Origin of the sequence: Pseudoalteromonas sp. BZA4 (genome assembly GCF_040104395.1) — a bacterium.
In the GTDB taxonomy this organism is placed as follows: domain Bacteria; phylum Pseudomonadota; class Gammaproteobacteria; order Enterobacterales; family Alteromonadaceae; genus Pseudoalteromonas.
Genome location: NZ_JBECOT010000076.1, coordinates 1 through 15,237, shown reverse-complemented (window position 1 = coordinate 15,237; position 15,237 = coordinate 1). Strand labels below are relative to the sequence as shown.

The window sequence follows — 15,237 nt, the reverse complement described above, 5'->3', positions numbered from 1 at the left end:
TGGCGCTTTTTAAACAAGATACATCTAAGTCAGCTAGTATGGCGAGGAAAAAGAAAATGGCAGGGCTAGACGATGATTACCGCTCAACCCTGTTAGAGTCTGGGATTAAAATGCGCTAGCCGTGGCTGAGTTGCTGGATCAGGGCATTATCAAGCAAACATCACTTTAATAAGATCACGATAGCAGTAGCCAATAAACTAGTACGAATGGCATTAGCCATGCTGAAAAGCGCAACGCCTTATAGAGCTGATTTAGCTTAGTCACAGCTATAAGGGGAATAACACTGCTAGAGTAAGCCGAGTAAAGGTAAGTAGAAAACGAATGTAATGTGATGACAAGCACGCAAGGTGAAACCTGAGAGTTGCGATGGTACGTTGATACCTTAATCTCGATAAGGAGCCTTGAATACAGTGGATTAAGCCATTCAGGTCTCGGGGTAGCTCCCCATAATAAGGCCGAATATACGTGAACTTGCTATTATCAAATTACACTTTGAATTTTCTTGCCTTACAGGGGGAGTCCATATACGTAACTCGTAACTCGTAACTATTAATTCTGCGCTAAATAGTCCAACACCACCTGATGATGGTCTTTGGTTTTGAACTTATCAAACACATGTTTGATTTTACCGTCTTGGCCTACAAGGAAGCTAATACGATGAATTCCTTCGTACTCTTTACCCATAAACTTCTTATAGCCCCAAATACCAAAAGCATCAGCAATTGCGTGATCTTCGTCGGCTAGTAAATCAAAGTTAAGCTCTTTTTTGGTTTCAAAATTCTTTAAACGCTTGATTGGATCTGGGCTGATACCCACAACACGCGTATTTAATTTAGCAAGCTCAGCTTTTTCATCACGTAAGTTCTCTGCTTGTACAGTACAACCTGGTGTTGACGCTTTAGGGTAGAAATAAACCAGTACTTGCTGCTCTTTTAAAAGATCAGCTAGCACGATAGTTTCGTCATTCTGATTTTGTAAGCTAAAAGCAGGGGCTGTATCGCCTGCTTGTAATGGATTAATTGTTTTCATGCTTTGCTCCTTAGCGAATGCGTCTGAAAATATAATCTACGTTCAAACTACGAGAAAGATCTTCAAAGCTCACTTTAAAGTTATCAATATCGACTTCAACAGGAATATTAAACTCGAGTTCGCAGCGCATTTTAAGCTCGTCATCTTCATCGTAAGTGTCTGACTTGAGAGAACAAATGCTGATGTTGTTATCAGCAAAAAAGCGCGTAACTTTACTTAATGTTCCTGGTGTATCAATACCTGTGTATTCGAGGGTGTAACCGGCACAAAATTCACATGCAACATGGCTTGCGGTGCGTTTCATCATGGTTAAAAGACCAAGTTCCATACCTTTAGTTGGCAATGTATGTTCAATACGGCTAATTGCCGACATATCACCTGCTAATAGCATGATAAAGGTAAATTCGTTGCCCAAAATAGCAATGCGACTGTCAATTATATTGCAATGGCAATCACTCACTAACTGAGTTAATTCGCTAACGATACCGGGTCTATCTTCGCCAATCGCAGTGAGCACTATCTGATGATTTGTAAAAGCAGTCATGGAATTTTAAATACCTAGTAAATAACAATACCAATGGATATAAGCTTAAATAAGCTTTGATTTCACGTGAGTTTAATACCGCACGGCGGCGAAGTTTAACATAATTTGCTCCGTTAACGATAGCAGCGATTAATTAAGCCGTGAATAAAGTGCGCTCTTTCTTGTTTTTAGGGGCATCAGAAAGTACCATAGTTAAAATTTTGCAAGGCGATAAGCAATCAAATACGTTACGCTAGCCCAATCTATTCGGGTTTTTTGCATAAAAACAATAAATGTAAAGTTAAAAGTGATTTTACAGTGAACCAAATCGGCATTACCCACTCATATATTTGTTAAAAAAATTAAGGGTTTGCTAAGGAGAAATATCTGTGCAGTATTGGATCTCAAAGGCGCTTGCTGTAAGCGTAATGGTAAGTTTAACAGGGTGCGGTGTTTTCACCGATGAAGCGCACCACAAACGCAATTATCGTGCTAACGAAGCGGTGAAAGCTCCAGCAGGATTAGCGCAACCAGCTCAAGATCCAACTTATAAAATGGATGTTGCGCAATACGACAATAACCCTGAAGCTAAAAACTACCGTCCGCCAGCGCAAGTAATTACCATTGCTCAAGGTACTTGGGTTGAAGAAGGTGACACAGAAGCACGTGTTTATTTTGATAAAAACGATGGTATCGAAGATTTAGATGTATTTATCTGGGACTCTATTAAAGCTGTTCTAGCTGAAAAAAATACCGCCGCTTTAAAAGAAGACAAAGCCTCAAATTCAATTGAAACAGGTTGGTATGCCATTATTAAACCTGAAGAAGGTTGGTTTTGGGAAACTGAAACTGAAGTATCACAACAGCGCTTTATCTTCACAATTGAAGAAAAGTCGCATCAGCGTACAGCTTCGTTAACTTCTAAGCTGGCTGATTATAAAAGTGATTCAGTACCATTAACACCATTACTACAGCAACAGCTTGAAGTTCGTGCGTTAAACCAAGTGATTGCAGAGTTTGATTACCGTTACCGTCAACTTGAAGTTGATATGCGTAAAAAGCAAGGCATTATTTCATTAGAAATGGGCTTTGATAACAAAGGTAATGCGGCACTGGTTACAGAGCAAGATTACAGCATGGTGTTTGATCGTTTCTCAGGTTTCTTAGAGCGCTTATCTTTCACTATCGTAGAGATTGACCAAGAGCGTGGTTTGATCACGGCTGATTACAAAAAGCCTGAGTCAAGCGTATGGGATTCAATTTGGGGCGAAGAGTTAGCTGAACTTCCAATTGAAGATGGCCAATACCAAATTCTTGTTAGCCGCACCAATGATGGCGGCACAAGTTTAACTTGGATGGACTCTGAAGGTTCGACATTAGAGCCAGGTACAATGAATGACCTCCAGCAAGCATTGGAAAATGCACTGCGTCAGCGCGGTATCAATATTTAATAATTAAAAAAGTCAAAACCACCACAAAAAGAGCTTAGCCGCTCTTTTTGTGGTTTTTACAGGTTGAAAATATGTCTAACTTAAACACAGCAAATCGCAGTGACTTGCGAACCTTGTTTACCTTTTTCGTTCCTTCACTTATAGGTGTCTTCTTGTTTATGACGCCAGTACCCATAGGTGAAGCAATGACCATTCCGATTGCTGTTATGGCAAAAGCAGTGCAAGAGTGGATTGGCCCATTTGCACTGGGTTTAATTACCAGCATTGTTTGCATTACCGGTATTTTATCTTTAGTGATAAAGTTGTTTAAACCGCAGCCATTACTTAAGTTCTTTATAATTAAACATTTATTTGATGTTAGTTGGCTTTGGCTGAGTGTTCGATTACTGGGTATGGTTTTTATCGTTTTGACCTACACAAAACAAGGGCCAGAAATGATTATTTCCGGTAATACCGGCGCACTGGTTTTAAACGACTTGTTGCCAGTATTGTTTTCTGTGTTTGTTTTAGCGGGCTTACTATTACCGTTATTATTAAACTTCGGCTTGTTAGAGCTAGTTGGTACCTTATTAACTAAAGTTATGCGCCCGCTTTTTGGTGTGCCAGGCCGTAGTGCGGTTAACTGTGTAGCATCTTGGTTAGGTGATGGCAGTGTGGGTATTTTGATGACCGCTCGTCAGTATGAAGATAAACATTATACGCAGCGCGAAGCGGCCATTATTGGTACCACTTTCTCAGCTGTATCAATTACCTTTTGTTTAGTTGTGATTGGCCAAGTGAAGCTTGAGCACCTTTTCGCACCGTTTTACTTAACAGTGTGTTTAGCAGGTTTAGCCGCAGCGCTAATTGTGCCTCGTTTACCACCGCTACGCTTTAAAAAAGACCTCTATGTAGATGGAACAGAGCCTGATAAAGACGCAGAATCAGTGCCTGAAGGTAAAACACTGGTTTCTCACTCACTTGATGTGGCACTTGCTAAAGCACGCACTGCGCCGGGCTTTGCTGGTACAGTAAAAGAAGGCTTACATAACGCATTTGATATGGTATTTGCTGTATTACCTGTGGTTATGGCTGTGGGCACATTTGCCTTGATTATTGCTGAATATACGCCAATTTTTGAATATATGGGCAAACCGTTTGTACCATTCTTAGAGCTATTACAAGTACCAGAAGCTGAAGCTGCGGCACAAACAATTATGGTTGGCTTTGCTGATATGTTTATTCCGTCGATTCTTGCCGCTGGTAGTATCGAAAGTGATGTAACACGCTTTATCATTGCTGCAATGAGTGTGACGCAATTGATTTATATGTCGGAAGTAGGTGCACTGCTTTTAGGTAGCAAAATTCCGGTTAATATTATCGAATTGTTCTTCATCTTTATTTTAAGAACCTTAGTAACATTACCGGTGATTGTCTTAATGGCACACTGGTTAGTGTAAACTAATCTGAAGTCTTAAAGAAAAAAGCCCTGATTATTCATCAGGGCTTTTTTTATCTTCATTATCATCGCTTTTAGGTACTTTGAAGTCCATTTTTGCTGCATGCTTTAGCAACATAAGGTTACCAATTACTACACCAAATACGGCAACAAAAATGGCTATAATTTGCCAAGTTTCCATCTTTAAATCCTGCCGATATACATAGCGATATAGTAGCACTTAAAATCGTCTTGCATAAGACAGTGAAATAAAATCAAGGCCAGGGTTTGGGCTTTTGAAACCCGCATTTGAGTAATGTAAATATCTAAGTGCTAAGGTTGAGTTGTCACCTAAGTCTGTAACTAAACCCAATCTATCCTCAAACTGATAGTGAGTACTAACGTTTTTACCTGCAAAATGGGTGTCATCCAACAGTGAAACGCCAATCCCTAACTCTACATAAACAGGCATGTTTTTCACATTAAATACAGGGTATTGGATCACCGGAGACATAGCTAACACGATATTTGTTTGATGTTTATTGTCTTTGCCATACTGCCAAATATTAAAACTAGACTCGAAGTACAAACGGGCGTGTTGAAAGGGTAGCTTTTCATTGGGGATATGGTATTGGTAGGCTAGCTTTAAGCCTTTTACATCACCTTCACCTTGAATGTAATCAACGGCATAGCCATGGTTTGAAGCAGCATAAGTCGGTGTTGCTAGTAGGGCGGCTACACCTAACATAAGTGCTTTTAGTGGGTGTTTTAGTTTCATCTCGGTACTTCTCATTATGACTGTGAGCAAGTAGATAAGGGCGGAGGTAAGAACTTTTCAATGTGCGTAAAAACACAGAAGCTGTGCACATTCTCATATTTTTTAGCAATTAACTGAAAACTATGGGAAAAATCGATTGGTGCTTAATTGGCATTAAAACAGTGTCGGATTGTTTCTTTTTTTATGGGTTTAATATCGGTATATTAGCGAAAATTTTCGTTGAGAGGTGAATACGATGACCAAACTAGTTAACTCATTTTTGCTAATTGCTGCGCTTTTTACTGCAACTGCTTTTGCCAGTGAAGACCGCTCGCCTAAGCAACTATTAGAATCAGTCACAGCAGATTTATTTGTTGATATCGCAAATGTAAATGCAAAAGGCGATGCAAGCTCAGAAGCAATGGCGAACATTGTTGAAAAACGCTTATTGCCGCACATGGATATTAAGTTTGTATCGTATAAGCTTTTAGGTAAGCACATTAAAGGCCTACGCCGTGAGCAAGCTGTTGATTTTATTGCTGCGGTTGAGCATTACTTAACAGTAACTTATGCCGGGGCACTAATGAAATACACAGGGCAAAAAGTTATTTTTGATCAATCGCAGCTCATCGACGATGGTTATGCAACTGTTAAAACGCAAATTGTTGATGATAATGCGCCAGCCATCGATCTGCACTTTAAATTACGTCAAGGCAAAGATAAGCAGTGGAAAGTATACGATATCGTTGCTGAAGGTATTTCACTGTTAAGCGCGAAGCAAAAAGAAGTATTGCAGCGCATCAGTCAAGTAGGTATTGACGAAGTCACAAGCGAATTAGCAAGTAAGTAAGTTAGCCAAAAGCTCGATTACCTTCACCTCATCGAGCATTTTAGCTACTTTCAGTCTCCAACCAAGCAGTGAGTACCGTCCATGTGCCGCTGCTTTTCTATTTTCTTTAAAAATCACCTACTTTGCGCTAGCACCTGTAACCCTCTGTGGTAGAATCATGCTACTTTTCTTGTTTACCAAAGTATCTGTTCAGATACTGTGTTATTGGTCGCAATATTAAGCAAACTGTCAGTTAAATTTTGCTATAACTAGTTGCTTAATAAGACATCGAATAATGTGCAGCGGAGTTGTGTTTTTTTAATGGAAAATGTACTGATTTGGCCAAAGGAATACCCGTTACTGATCAAAGGATTAGCTGAGCAAAACGGGGCCTATATTTTAGATGCTTTAGAAGCTTGGCCGGCATGTCGTTCTACTAATGAAGATGACGGTGTGTGTACGACGGTTCTTCCGCCTATTTACTACCTTACTTGGTTGACTCCTCTTGAACCGTTTGAAGAGTGTTATTTCCAACATATTTCTGAGTTTGATGAAGCTGCGTTGCATTATATTAATGCTATGAAAACGCATTTTTTAGAAAACGACTACACCCCTGAAAGTCTTGCTTTAATGTTATGCCAGCGCTTAGAGAAGTACGCTAGCGCATTTGCTCAATCGGCCGTTAAAACGCCTATAACTCTCATCCACCAGTTATTTAATCGTCGCTATTTTACTGTGATTGAACATGTTCTTAATCACGGTGCGAAAATGTCTGCGGACGATGTATTAGAACTGTGGACCGAAGTTGACTTTAGAGAGCGTTTTAGTGGTTTTATTCCAGATTCTGTGGCTGATCTTGAACCATTAACAGCGCTTGCGGCTGAAAAAGTTGCTCACGGTGAAGATTACTTCACCTTACTAAAACTTGTATCACCAGATGTTGATTCAGCATCGTTACTTGAACAAGCTTTACTTGCTCATTTAAGTCACGAAAATGCTAAACAAACCATGGCAAAGCGTTTTATTGAGCAAGGCGCAACCGGGGCATTAGCTGACGAAAATGGTAAAACTGCGTTTATGTGGGCTACTGAAAAAGGCTATGTGAATGTTGTTGAAACAATACTTGAACATCAAGATAAGAAGGCTCAAGACAATAAAGGTAATACAGCATTACATTACGCTGTACTAGCCGAGAATGGACCTTTACTGGTATTGCTTCTAAAAGCGGGCTATGACTTTAGAGTCCGTAACAACGACGGTCTAAGTTGCTACCGACTAGCAGTTAGCATTAAAGCGGATAACTTAGTAAAGTGCCTTGAGCATGACTTTGGCATTAAAGAGCTTTCGCCAGAAGGGCAGTTTGATCGCGTTAAAAAAGTGCACTTACTACATGCGATTGTAACTGTGTTACTACCTGTGCAGTTGTTCTTCTTTTTTGACGATAGCATCGCTATTAAAAGTGAGTTAACGCTGAGTTTTACGCTGGTTTCGATCTTATGCTTTTTCTTTGCCACAAGCTTGAAACGCTGTGCGCTTTACCCGCATATTCGCCATCCATGGGGGCTTTTTATTTTAAGGTTGTTCTCATTATTTAGCTTAATTGGCCAAGTGGGTCTGGCAAGTATTGTCGCACTAGCCACCTTAGCAGAGTTGGTGTGAACGCAAAAAAACGGCAACCTAGGTTGCCGTTTTTGTTTCATTTTTTGATAAACGAATCGGTATTATTTATCGTGTTCATGAGCGGCTTTTTCTTCGGCCAGCTCTTCTTTTAATTTGCGTATCTTAAGGCCAAGCTCTTGTCCGCGATGGCGAGCATAATAGGTGCAGCCAATAAACATCAGACTAGCAAAGGTTAACTCAAGTAATACCCAAATCAGCTGCTCTTGTGCGACCCATAGTAATGTAAAACCATGAATAAAATAGAACATCACGATAAAGTTTGCCCACGCGTAGGTATAAGGCTTATCTTGAATAATGCCCTTAAGCGGTAACAGTAGAGGCAGTATATAAACAACAAAGATAAAGGCGTTACTGTGGCCTTCTCTCGGGGCAATTAAAAACAGCCAAATTGGCATTAAAACTAATAAGCCGATATAGCCAATCAGTGCAAAACGTTGGAATCGTTTTGTAATTGGTTTTTTGGCAACAGGCTGATTTAGCCCAGGTTCCAAGCTCATTTTAATTTACTCGCAATCAGTGCCAAGCGTTTTCCAACGCTTTGGCAAATTTTAATTTCGTCTTTACTTAACACATTGCTGTTATTGCTACCGGCCACATGACTCGCACCGTACGGCGTACCGCCGGTTTCAGTTGCTAATAACTCAGGTACCTCATAAGGCACACCAAGCAACATCATGCCGTGATGTAACAACGGCAGTGATAGATTCAACAAGGTAGCTTCGTTACCACCGTGCATACTGCTTGATGACGAAAAAACGCAAGCAGGCTTATCTATTAGCTGACCTTTGAGCCATAGATCACTGGTGGTTTCCCAAAAGCTCTTAGCTTGTGAGGCCATCATGCCAAATCGAGTAGGGGTGCCAAAGGCTAAGCCATCACAATGAATTAGATCATCTTTACTGATCACAATATCGTGTGGCTGACGCTTTACGAACGTGCGCAATAAAGCTGTTGCACCTTGTTGCTCAATCGACTCGGCTATCTCATGTGCCATTGCTTCTACAGAGCCATGGCTTGAGTGATATAGCACAACAATGTTTATAGCCATTAAAGTACGCTTAATACGTTTTCTGGTGGACGACCTAGAGCAGCTTTGCCGTTATTTTCAACAATTGGGCGCTCGATTAGTTTTGGATTGGCAGCCATTGCAGCAATTAATTTGTCTTCGTTTTGTTCGTTTTTAAGCTCAAGCTCTTTGTAGATGTCTTCTTTAGTACGCATTAATTCACGCGCTGAAGTAAAGCCCAGTTGGCTAATTAAAGTCGAGATTTGTTGTTCATTAAGCGGTGTTTTTAGGTATTCAACAACACTTGGTTGTACGTTATTGCTTTCTAATAGGGCAAGTGTTTCACGCGATTTTGAACAACGTGGATTATGATAAATAGTCACAGACATAGTGTGTTCTCACATTTAATAATTTGGCTTATTTTAGGGCAAGCGCCGCGAGACTTAAAGTCTCGCAAGCTCTTTTTGTAATAGACGGTATTGTGTAAGTAGGGCTTTTAAACGTTGTTGTTTAACTAGCTCTTCAGGCTCAACAAAGTTTAGTGCTTTTTGAATTTCATCAGCTGCTTTTAAATAAGCGCCATATTGGGCAAGCACATCGGCATGCGCTTCATGGTAGGAAGCCATATTTTCTTGCTTTTTATAGACATCAGCAATGAGCTCTTTGGCAAGATTGTTCTCAGGTTTTGCTAATAAATAAGACTTTAAGATACGTTCAGCAAGCTCAAATTGTTTAGCTTCAATAGCGGCATTTGCATAGTTTAAGGCAATCACCTGATTGTTAGGTCTATCGATATCTAGCTTAGCTAAAAACTCTACTGCTTCATTCGCTTTACCTTGCGCAATGAGTAAGTCGGTGTGGGTATCAATATAAAATAAGTTCTTTGGATCTTGCTCAAGCAGTGGATTCAAAATGCTGGCTGCTTCATCAAGCTTTTTTTGGTCCAACAAGCTAATACCCAAGCCATATTTAAGTGCAGTGTCGTTATGAACGGTATTTTCACGCATTAACTTACGAAACAAATCTTCAGCGGCTTTTGATTTTTGCTGATAACGAGCAATAACACGACTTTTAGCTAAGTTAAACTCTAGGCTGTCGGAGTAGTGTCTTTTTGGATACTGCTCGGCACGTAATCGCACATCAGAGACACGGCTTTCAGGCAATGGGTGAGTTAGCAAAAAGGCTGGCGGCTTATATTTGTAGCGAATTTGTGCAGCAAGTTTAGTTAAAAACTCGCTCGATTGGCGAGGATCAAACCCTGCATTGTTTAAGGTTTGCATACCAATACGGTCTGCCTCTTGTTCAGCAGCACGACTATGAGTTAATTGACTAAATGCCGCTTGTGTTTGGTTTGCTGAGATAATGGCTATGCCGGCATCAGGTGCAACAACGGTCGCTAAAATACCCGCAATCATACCTGCTATAGTTAACGCGCTGTTATCTTGCTGTTGTTGAATACGGCGGGCTAAATGGCGCTGCGTTACGTGAGCTATCTCGTGCCCAAGTACCGAGGCAAACTGGCTTTCGTTATCGGCTTGTGCGATAAGACCTGTATGCACACCCACATGGCCACCATAAAAGGCAAAGGCATTAATTTCAGCGTTGTTTAACCAGAAAAATGAAAATGGAAAACGCACATCGTTGGCGTTTGCGACTAAACGACGGCCCAAAGTGGTCAGGTACTCATCAAGAACAGGGTCACTTACAACGGGTGATGAGCCACGAATTTGCATCATCATCACTTCACCGATCGCTTGCTCTTTCTCAATCGGCAAAGCCTGTAAAGCTGAGGTCCCTAAATCGGGCAGCTTAAAGTTTGTTTGTGCCTTCAACGGCTCACTATGCAGTATTGAAAACGTCAGTAATGCACTGCACAGTGTAATAAAGGCTGATTTTAGTCGCATCTTATTCCTTGTTGATTTGCTCACCTAACATGACTTTTGCTAAGTCTATTTCGTCGCTGCATGCTCGGCTGTCTTTTTCGCACAATTGATAGAAATCTTTTATTGTGACTCCATCTAGCTTAACAACGTTCAACTCTCGTTGTAAAAAAGTTATGATTTTATGCGCTACTTTATGGGCATGAAGAATTAAAGCTTTGTCAGCTTTATCGCCTCTTTCAAAGTAAAAAGCGATGAATTTATGAAGCTGGTTAAAGCGAATAAGGTTTTTCATGGTGTGCGGATCCCACACCTTAAATTCCATAAAGCGGTTGTCTTTGATGTATTGGTCTACCGTAACATCTTTTGCATAAGGGTAGGCCCATAATTCGAAACCTCGGTCCGTAAAGCTTTGATGCAAAGCAATGCGCGGTTTTTGCTCACAGACAATTTCGCCCATTTCTGTTTCGTGGCCACCTAATAAATCAAGGTTCCAGTTACGTGGGTTAATTAATTGCTTTACGGCATTATCAAAACCGTGGTCTAAAATCCCTTCAGATTCGCTAACCGATGATGCCACCAGATGATAAAAAGGCGGCAGCTCGCCCCAGTTTATTTGTTTTTTATACCAGTTTATCTCTTTAAGAGTTGGATTCGCAGGTAATTGCGCTTTATTATGCGAGCCAGGCATCGTGTTTCCTTTACTACCAGTTATAGATTAAGGATAAACTATTGTTTTGCGTGTTTTAAGAAAAATATGAGCAGTTTCTCATTATAAAGACTTATTTTCGCAAACTGCCTACATCTTATACTTATTATTCATATTAATAACGCAGTTGATTCGCTATGTTAACGGTTGATTTAAGAGGCTATAAGTGCCCTCAACAATTTATTCAGTTTAAATTAGGGTTGAATAAGGCAACATCAGTTAAACAGCCCGTGACTTTTACATTTAATGCTGCTGAGGCAACGGACGATATGCAGCGATTTTTAGAAAAACATCATTACCATTTTAAAATTGACCTAGAATTAGGTGTACTAACAGTGGAGCCCATTCGTGTTTGAGTATGTAAAAGCCTGGTACGAAAATAAATTTTCTGATCCTCATTCAGTAACCTTGTTGTTACTACTTATTGCAACCTTTGCATTTTTCTACTTTTTTGGTTCGTTAATCGTGCCAGTTTTAGTTGCCTTGGTTATTGCCTATTTACTTGATTGGCCTGTTGCTCACTTAGAAAAGCTGGGTTTAAAGCGGTTTACCGCAACGATTCTTGTTATGTTGGTATTCAGTGGCTTGATGATCATGATTATTGTCGGCATGGGGCCTGTGCTTTGGCAGCAAACCAGCAATCTAGTTCAAGAAACCCCTTACATGATTGAAAAAGGTAAAGCACTGCTTTTACATCTTCCTGAAGATTACCCAAGTTTGATTACTGAAGATCAGGTTAAATCAATTGTTACCAGTGTTGAGACCAAAGCGATTGAGTTTGGTCAGTTGGTGCTATCGGTGTCACTTACCTCGATAAAAGACGTGGCAGCTTGGCTGATTTATCTGATTTTAGTGCCGCTCCTGGTGTTCTTTATGCTTAAAGATAAATTAGAGCTCACACAAAGTGCCGAACGCTTATTGCCTAAGCAGCGCCGCTTGATTATTCAGGTTTGGCAAGAAATGAATCAGCAAATCATGAATTATATCCGCGGTAAGGTATTTGAGATTTTAATTGTTGGTACAGCATCTTTTATTGCTTTTGCTCTGCTTGATCTTCGCTATGCGGCTTTACTTGGCGTGTTAGTTGGCTTATCTGTGCTTATTCCATTTGTAGGAGCGGCATTGGTGACTATTCCTGTCGCTGCGGTGGCATTATTCCAGTTTGGTTTAGAAACACAATTTTGGACCATATTAATTATCTATGGCGTGATCCAAGCACTTGATGGCAATGTGTTAGTGCCGTTACTGTTCTCTGAAGCGGTAGATTTAAACCCTGTGTTTATCATCGTTGCGGTATTGTTTTTTGGCGGTTTATGGGGCTTTTGGGGCGTGTTCTTCGCAATACCGCTGGCTTCATTAGTAAAAGCGCTTATTAATGCCTGGTCTTCTAAGCAGGTTGAGCTAATTGAAAGTTAGCTTAGTCTTAAAAAGTATAGAAAACGCACTTTACTGACTAATTGATTATTATAATTTAGCCGTGAAAAATGTAAAATAGGTTATAAGATATATCTTTTAGTAATATGGTGCGTTTTACATGGCAAATTTTTACCTTCCTGACGATGCTAATCAGCAAATTTATTTAGATGCGAATGCAACGACTCCTGTACTTCCTGAAATTGCTGATGTTGTTTCTCACACGATGCAAGTCTGTTTTGGTAATCCATCAAGCTCTCATATTACGGGTATTCAAGCAAAACACCTATTAGAACAAACGCGTAACAAAGCACGTGAAGTCATTGGCGCTACCGACGGTGATATTTTATTTACCTCTGGTGCAACAGAAGGTATTCAAACGGCGGTTGTTTCTACGCTTATTGCTGCAAAAAGTCATCAAATCGAGAATCCGGTATTACTTTATGGGGCAACAGAACATAAAGCGGTGCCAAATACCCTAAAACATTGGAACAGCGTGCTTGATATAAACGCACAGGTAATAGCTATTCCAGTAGATAAAAACGGTATTTTAGACCACGAGTTTATTCGTAAACATGCTGCGAATGCATTGATGATTTGCACCATGGCAGTAAACAACGAAACCGGTGTATTCCAAGATTTAAGCGCTATTGAGCAAGTCATTCGTAGTGAAAACACTCATGTGGCTTGGATGGTTGACTGCGTGCAGGCATTAGGTAAAACCAACTTAGCGCTAAGCCAAACTACCATTGATTACGCCCCATTTTCTGGCCATAAATTGTATGCCCCTAAAGGTATTGGCGTACTTTATATTCGTAAAGGCAGTGCGTATACACCATTTATTGCTGGCGGCGGTCAAGAAAGCGGTATGCGTTCAGGCACCGAAAACTTACCAGGCATTGCCGGTTTAAATAAGCTGTTCTCGTTATTACTTGATAAACAAAACCAAACATTCAAGCCAATTGAGCAGCTACATGCTTTTCGCGAGCAATTATTAGCTGCATTAACAGACACCTTTGGCAGCATCACGTTTAATCACAGTTTTGAGCATTCAGTGCCAACAACATTAAACTTTGCTGTGAACGAATTAACCAGTAAAGAGGTGATGGATTTATTTGATGCGGCGGGTATCCGTGTTAGTGGCGGTTCTGCATGTAGCTCAGGCGCAAATCGTAGTTTTGTTTTAGATGCGATGGGAGCCAGTGATTGGCAAAGTGAAAACGCGATACGTATGTCGTTTGGCCCAGCTGTTAACCAACAAGAGATTGACTTTGCTTGCGATAAAATCCGTTCTTTAAAGCCGATTCTAGAAGCAAACTGCTTGGTTGTATCTGATAGTACATCGCCTCAACACGAAGTGTGTGCGATTGGCTTAACACAGCTACGTCATCAAGCAGCGTGCTGTTGGCTATATGTAGACAGCAATAAAAACGCAGTGGTGATTGATCCTATTATCGAGCTTATTCCGCGTATGGCGAAAATTGTCGCAACACAAGGTCTAACAGTAAAAGCGATTTTAGATACCCATAATCACCAAGAGCGTTTATCGGCTCGTTGTTTATTATCAAAGGAGCTCGCAGAAAGTTATGTTGCTAATGAGATAGATGAACTTGGCTGGCCTAAAGATTCAGCAACCATCGAATTAAGCGATGCACGCTTAACGAAAGTAGCGACACCGGGTCATAGTGACGATAGTGTTAGCTATTTATTGTCAGATACACAAAGCGGTGATATCAGCTATTGCTTCTGTGGTGATTTAATCCTACCAGGTGGCTTAGGTAACACAGCAATTAGCGGAGGCGATGCTGCGAAAATGACTCAGTCATTAAAACAGCTTGCTATGGCAGTGCAAGATTCTACGGTAATTTGTTCAGGGCATGATTATCAGCAATGTTTTGCTATGGATTGGCATGCACAAAAGGCAACGACACCGTTATTAGCAAAACTATTAAGTGAACAAGTATCAGATGATGAGTTTGTTGAATTAAAGCAACAAGCGGATGAGCAAAAGCATACTGTAAGTCATTCTCTTTGTGGCTATGTTGAAACACTTGAAAGTGCACCAATGAAACAGCTTGCTGCAAGTGATGCTAAAGTAATGCTAAACGATAAAGCCACTTACTTAATTGATACTCGCGAACCGTATGAACATGGTGCGAATAATTTGGCTGAAATATTCACAGTTGCTGATAGTAAAGTGATCAATATTCCACTCAGTCGTATGGCAAACGCCATCGTGCAAGGGCAGCTTGAGAAAGACCATAGTTATATTTTGGTTTGCCGAAGTGGTAATCGTTCAAAACAAGCGGCAAACAATCTGTCGCAGTTAGGGTTTGAAAACGTTTATAACTTAAATGGCGGTTTAGCATTGCTTTAATAAGTAATACTAATTTGCTTAATTAAAAAAAGCCGCTCTATAGCTGTCTCTTGATCACAAGTCTGACTCAAGAGATTTAGCTAAATCGTAGCCTTCTAGGATGGCTTGTAATTTAAGCCATCCTTGCCATAACACGCTGACCGATGCACGCCCTGTGCGCTTGGTA

Annotated in this window: 16 protein-coding genes and 1 pseudogene; 8 read left to right on the top strand and 9 right to left on the bottom strand. The window is 40.5% G+C overall.

Going from position 1 to position 15,237, the window contains the following annotated elements; genetic code table 11:
- A pseudogene (locus ABMY41_RS19550) lies at positions 1 to 119 on the top strand (ISAs1 family transposase); the annotation flags it as partial.
- A gap of 430 nt (positions 120 to 549) precedes the next feature.
- On the opposite strand, the gene bcp reads toward ABMY41_RS19550, so the two are convergent.
- Entirely contained in the window at positions 550 to 1,029 is a 480-nt protein-coding gene (bcp, locus tag ABMY41_RS19545) for a thioredoxin-dependent thiol peroxidase (protein WP_055199277.1), read from the bottom strand.
- A gap of 10 nt (positions 1,030 to 1,039) precedes the next feature.
- Entirely contained in the window at positions 1,040 to 1,573 is a 534-nt protein-coding gene (locus ABMY41_RS19540) for an ACT domain-containing protein (protein ID WP_054553746.1), read from the bottom strand.
- Positions 1,574 to 1,941: 368 nt separating this feature from the next.
- On the opposite strand from ABMY41_RS19540, the gene bamC reads away from it, so the two are divergent.
- Both bamC and ABMY41_RS19530 read left to right on the top strand, forming a co-directional pair.
- Entirely contained in the window at positions 1,942 to 3,003 is a 1,062-nt protein-coding gene (gene bamC / locus ABMY41_RS19535) for an outer membrane protein assembly factor BamC (protein ID WP_349275986.1), read from the top strand.
- Between the two features lie 71 nt (positions 3,004 to 3,074).
- Positions 3,075 to 4,442: a YjiH family protein gene (locus ABMY41_RS19530; RefSeq protein WP_175080215.1), complete on the top strand. Its 1,368-nt coding sequence runs from the start codon at positions 3,075 to 3,077 to the stop codon at positions 4,440 to 4,442.
- Between the two features lie 33 nt (positions 4,443 to 4,475).
- Here ABMY41_RS19530 and ABMY41_RS19525 read toward each other — a convergent pair whose 3' ends face one another.
- Positions 4,476 to 4,622: a DUF2897 family protein gene (locus ABMY41_RS19525; RefSeq protein ID WP_175080216.1), complete on the bottom strand. Its 147-nt coding sequence runs from the start codon at positions 4,620 to 4,622 to the stop codon at positions 4,476 to 4,478.
- A 39-nt stretch (positions 4,623 to 4,661) separates the two neighbouring features.
- Positions 4,662 to 5,168 (bottom strand): acyloxyacyl hydrolase, encoded by a 507-nt coding sequence (locus ABMY41_RS19520; RefSeq protein ID WP_287243935.1) that lies wholly within the window; start codon positions 5,166 to 5,168, stop codon positions 4,662 to 4,664.
- Between the two features lie 265 nt (positions 5,169 to 5,433).
- Here ABMY41_RS19520 and ABMY41_RS19515 point away from each other — a divergent pair, with 265 nt between their 5' ends.
- Both ABMY41_RS19515 and ABMY41_RS19510 read left to right on the top strand, forming a co-directional pair.
- A complete protein-coding gene (locus ABMY41_RS19515; protein ID WP_062566938.1) occupies positions 5,434 to 6,027 on the top strand; it encodes an ABC transporter substrate-binding protein in 594 nt (197 codons plus the stop codon).
- Between the two features lie 300 nt (positions 6,028 to 6,327).
- Positions 6,328 to 7,665, top strand: a complete 1,338-nt coding sequence (locus tag ABMY41_RS19510; protein ID WP_287243932.1) for an ankyrin repeat domain-containing protein — start codon at positions 6,328 to 6,330, stop codon at positions 7,663 to 7,665.
- Between the two features lie 62 nt (positions 7,666 to 7,727).
- On the opposite strand, the gene ABMY41_RS19505 is transcribed toward ABMY41_RS19510, so the two are convergent.
- Genes ABMY41_RS19505 through ABMY41_RS19485 form a run of 5 tightly spaced genes read right to left on the bottom strand, consistent with a single transcriptional unit; the run spans position 7,728 to position 11,263 of the window.
- Positions 7,728 to 8,183, bottom strand: coding sequence for a DUF2069 domain-containing protein (locus ABMY41_RS19505; protein ID WP_287243930.1), 456 nt, complete (start codon positions 8,181 to 8,183; stop codon positions 7,728 to 7,730).
- Positions 8,180 to 8,734, bottom strand: a complete 555-nt coding sequence (wrbA, locus tag ABMY41_RS19500) for an NAD(P)H:quinone oxidoreductase (protein WP_274169171.1) — start codon at positions 8,732 to 8,734, stop codon at positions 8,180 to 8,182. Before wrbA ends, ABMY41_RS19505 begins: the two co-directional genes overlap by 4 nt.
- Positions 8,734 to 9,081: an arsenate reductase (glutaredoxin) gene (gene arsC / locus ABMY41_RS19495; protein ID WP_054563602.1), complete on the bottom strand. Its 348-nt coding sequence runs from the start codon at positions 9,079 to 9,081 to the stop codon at positions 8,734 to 8,736. Before arsC ends, wrbA begins: the two co-directional genes overlap by 1 nt.
- Positions 9,082 to 9,135: 54 nt before the next feature.
- The gene (locus tag ABMY41_RS19490; RefSeq protein WP_289098361.1) at positions 9,136 to 10,596 is read right to left on the bottom strand and encodes a M48 family metalloprotease; all 1,461 of its coding nucleotides are present in this window, start codon (positions 10,594 to 10,596) and stop codon (positions 9,136 to 9,138) included.
- A gap of 1 nt (position 10,597) precedes the next feature.
- Positions 10,598 to 11,263 (bottom strand): hypothetical protein, encoded by a 666-nt coding sequence (locus ABMY41_RS19485; RefSeq protein WP_289098362.1) that lies wholly within the window; start codon positions 11,261 to 11,263, stop codon positions 10,598 to 10,600.
- A gap of 155 nt (positions 11,264 to 11,418) precedes the next feature.
- On the opposite strand from ABMY41_RS19485, the gene ABMY41_RS19480 reads away from it, so the two are divergent.
- The 3 genes from ABMY41_RS19480 to ABMY41_RS19470 all read left to right on the top strand — a co-directional run bounded on the left by ABMY41_RS19480 (position 11,419) and on the right by ABMY41_RS19470 (position 15,071).
- Complete coding sequence (locus ABMY41_RS19480) at positions 11,419 to 11,637, top strand: sulfurtransferase TusA family protein (RefSeq protein ID WP_062566944.1); 219 nt, start codon at positions 11,419 to 11,421, stop codon at positions 11,635 to 11,637.
- Complete coding sequence (locus ABMY41_RS19475) at positions 11,630 to 12,697, top strand: AI-2E family transporter (protein ID WP_287243925.1); 1,068 nt, start codon at positions 11,630 to 11,632, stop codon at positions 12,695 to 12,697. The genes ABMY41_RS19480 and ABMY41_RS19475 overlap by 8 nt, the downstream gene beginning before the upstream one ends.
- 118 nt (positions 12,698 to 12,815) lie before the next feature.
- Complete coding sequence (locus ABMY41_RS19470; protein WP_349275980.1) at positions 12,816 to 15,071, top strand: aminotransferase class V-fold PLP-dependent enzyme; 2,256 nt, start codon at positions 12,816 to 12,818, stop codon at positions 15,069 to 15,071.
- The last annotated feature ends 166 nt before the right edge of the window (positions 15,072 to 15,237 follow it).

What these genes read in the sequence shown, in the direction of transcription:
- bcp (WP_055199277.1), bottom strand. Translation starts at nt 1,029, where the DNA reads ATGAAAACAATTAATCCATTACAAGCAGGCGATACAGCCCCTGCTTTT.
- ABMY41_RS19540 (WP_054553746.1), bottom strand. Translation starts at nt 1,573, where the DNA reads ATGACTGCTTTTACAAATCATCAGATAGTGCTCACTGCGATTGGCGAA.
- ABMY41_RS19530 (WP_175080215.1), top strand. Translation starts at nt 3,075, where the DNA reads ATGTCTAACTTAAACACAGCAAATCGCAGTGACTTGCGAACCTTGTTT.
- ABMY41_RS19525 (WP_175080216.1), bottom strand. Translation starts at nt 4,622, where the DNA reads ATGGAAACTTGGCAAATTATAGCCATTTTTGTTGCCGTATTTGGTGTA.
- ABMY41_RS19520 (WP_287243935.1), bottom strand. Translation starts at nt 5,168, where the DNA reads ATGTTAGGTGTAGCCGCCCTACTAGCAACACCGACTTATGCTGCTTCA.
- ABMY41_RS19515 (WP_062566938.1), top strand. Translation starts at nt 5,434, where the DNA reads ATGACCAAACTAGTTAACTCATTTTTGCTAATTGCTGCGCTTTTTACT.
- ABMY41_RS19510 (WP_287243932.1), top strand. Translation starts at nt 6,328, where the DNA reads ATGGAAAATGTACTGATTTGGCCAAAGGAATACCCGTTACTGATCAAA.
- ABMY41_RS19505 (WP_287243930.1), bottom strand. Translation starts at nt 8,183, where the DNA reads ATGAGCTTGGAACCTGGGCTAAATCAGCCTGTTGCCAAAAAACCAATT.
- wrbA (WP_274169171.1), bottom strand. Translation starts at nt 8,734, where the DNA reads ATGGCTATAAACATTGTTGTGCTATATCACTCAAGCCATGGCTCTGTA.
- arsC (WP_054563602.1), bottom strand. Translation starts at nt 9,081, where the DNA reads ATGTCTGTGACTATTTATCATAATCCACGTTGTTCAAAATCGCGTGAA.
- ABMY41_RS19490 (WP_289098361.1), bottom strand. Translation starts at nt 10,596, where the DNA reads ATGCGACTAAAATCAGCCTTTATTACACTGTGCAGTGCATTACTGACG.
- ABMY41_RS19485 (WP_289098362.1), bottom strand. Translation starts at nt 11,263, where the DNA reads ATGCCTGGCTCGCATAATAAAGCGCAATTACCTGCGAATCCAACTCTT.
- ABMY41_RS19480 (WP_062566944.1), top strand. Translation starts at nt 11,419, where the DNA reads ATGTTAACGGTTGATTTAAGAGGCTATAAGTGCCCTCAACAATTTATT.
- ABMY41_RS19470 (WP_349275980.1), top strand. Translation starts at nt 12,816, where the DNA reads ATGGCAAATTTTTACCTTCCTGACGATGCTAATCAGCAAATTTATTTA.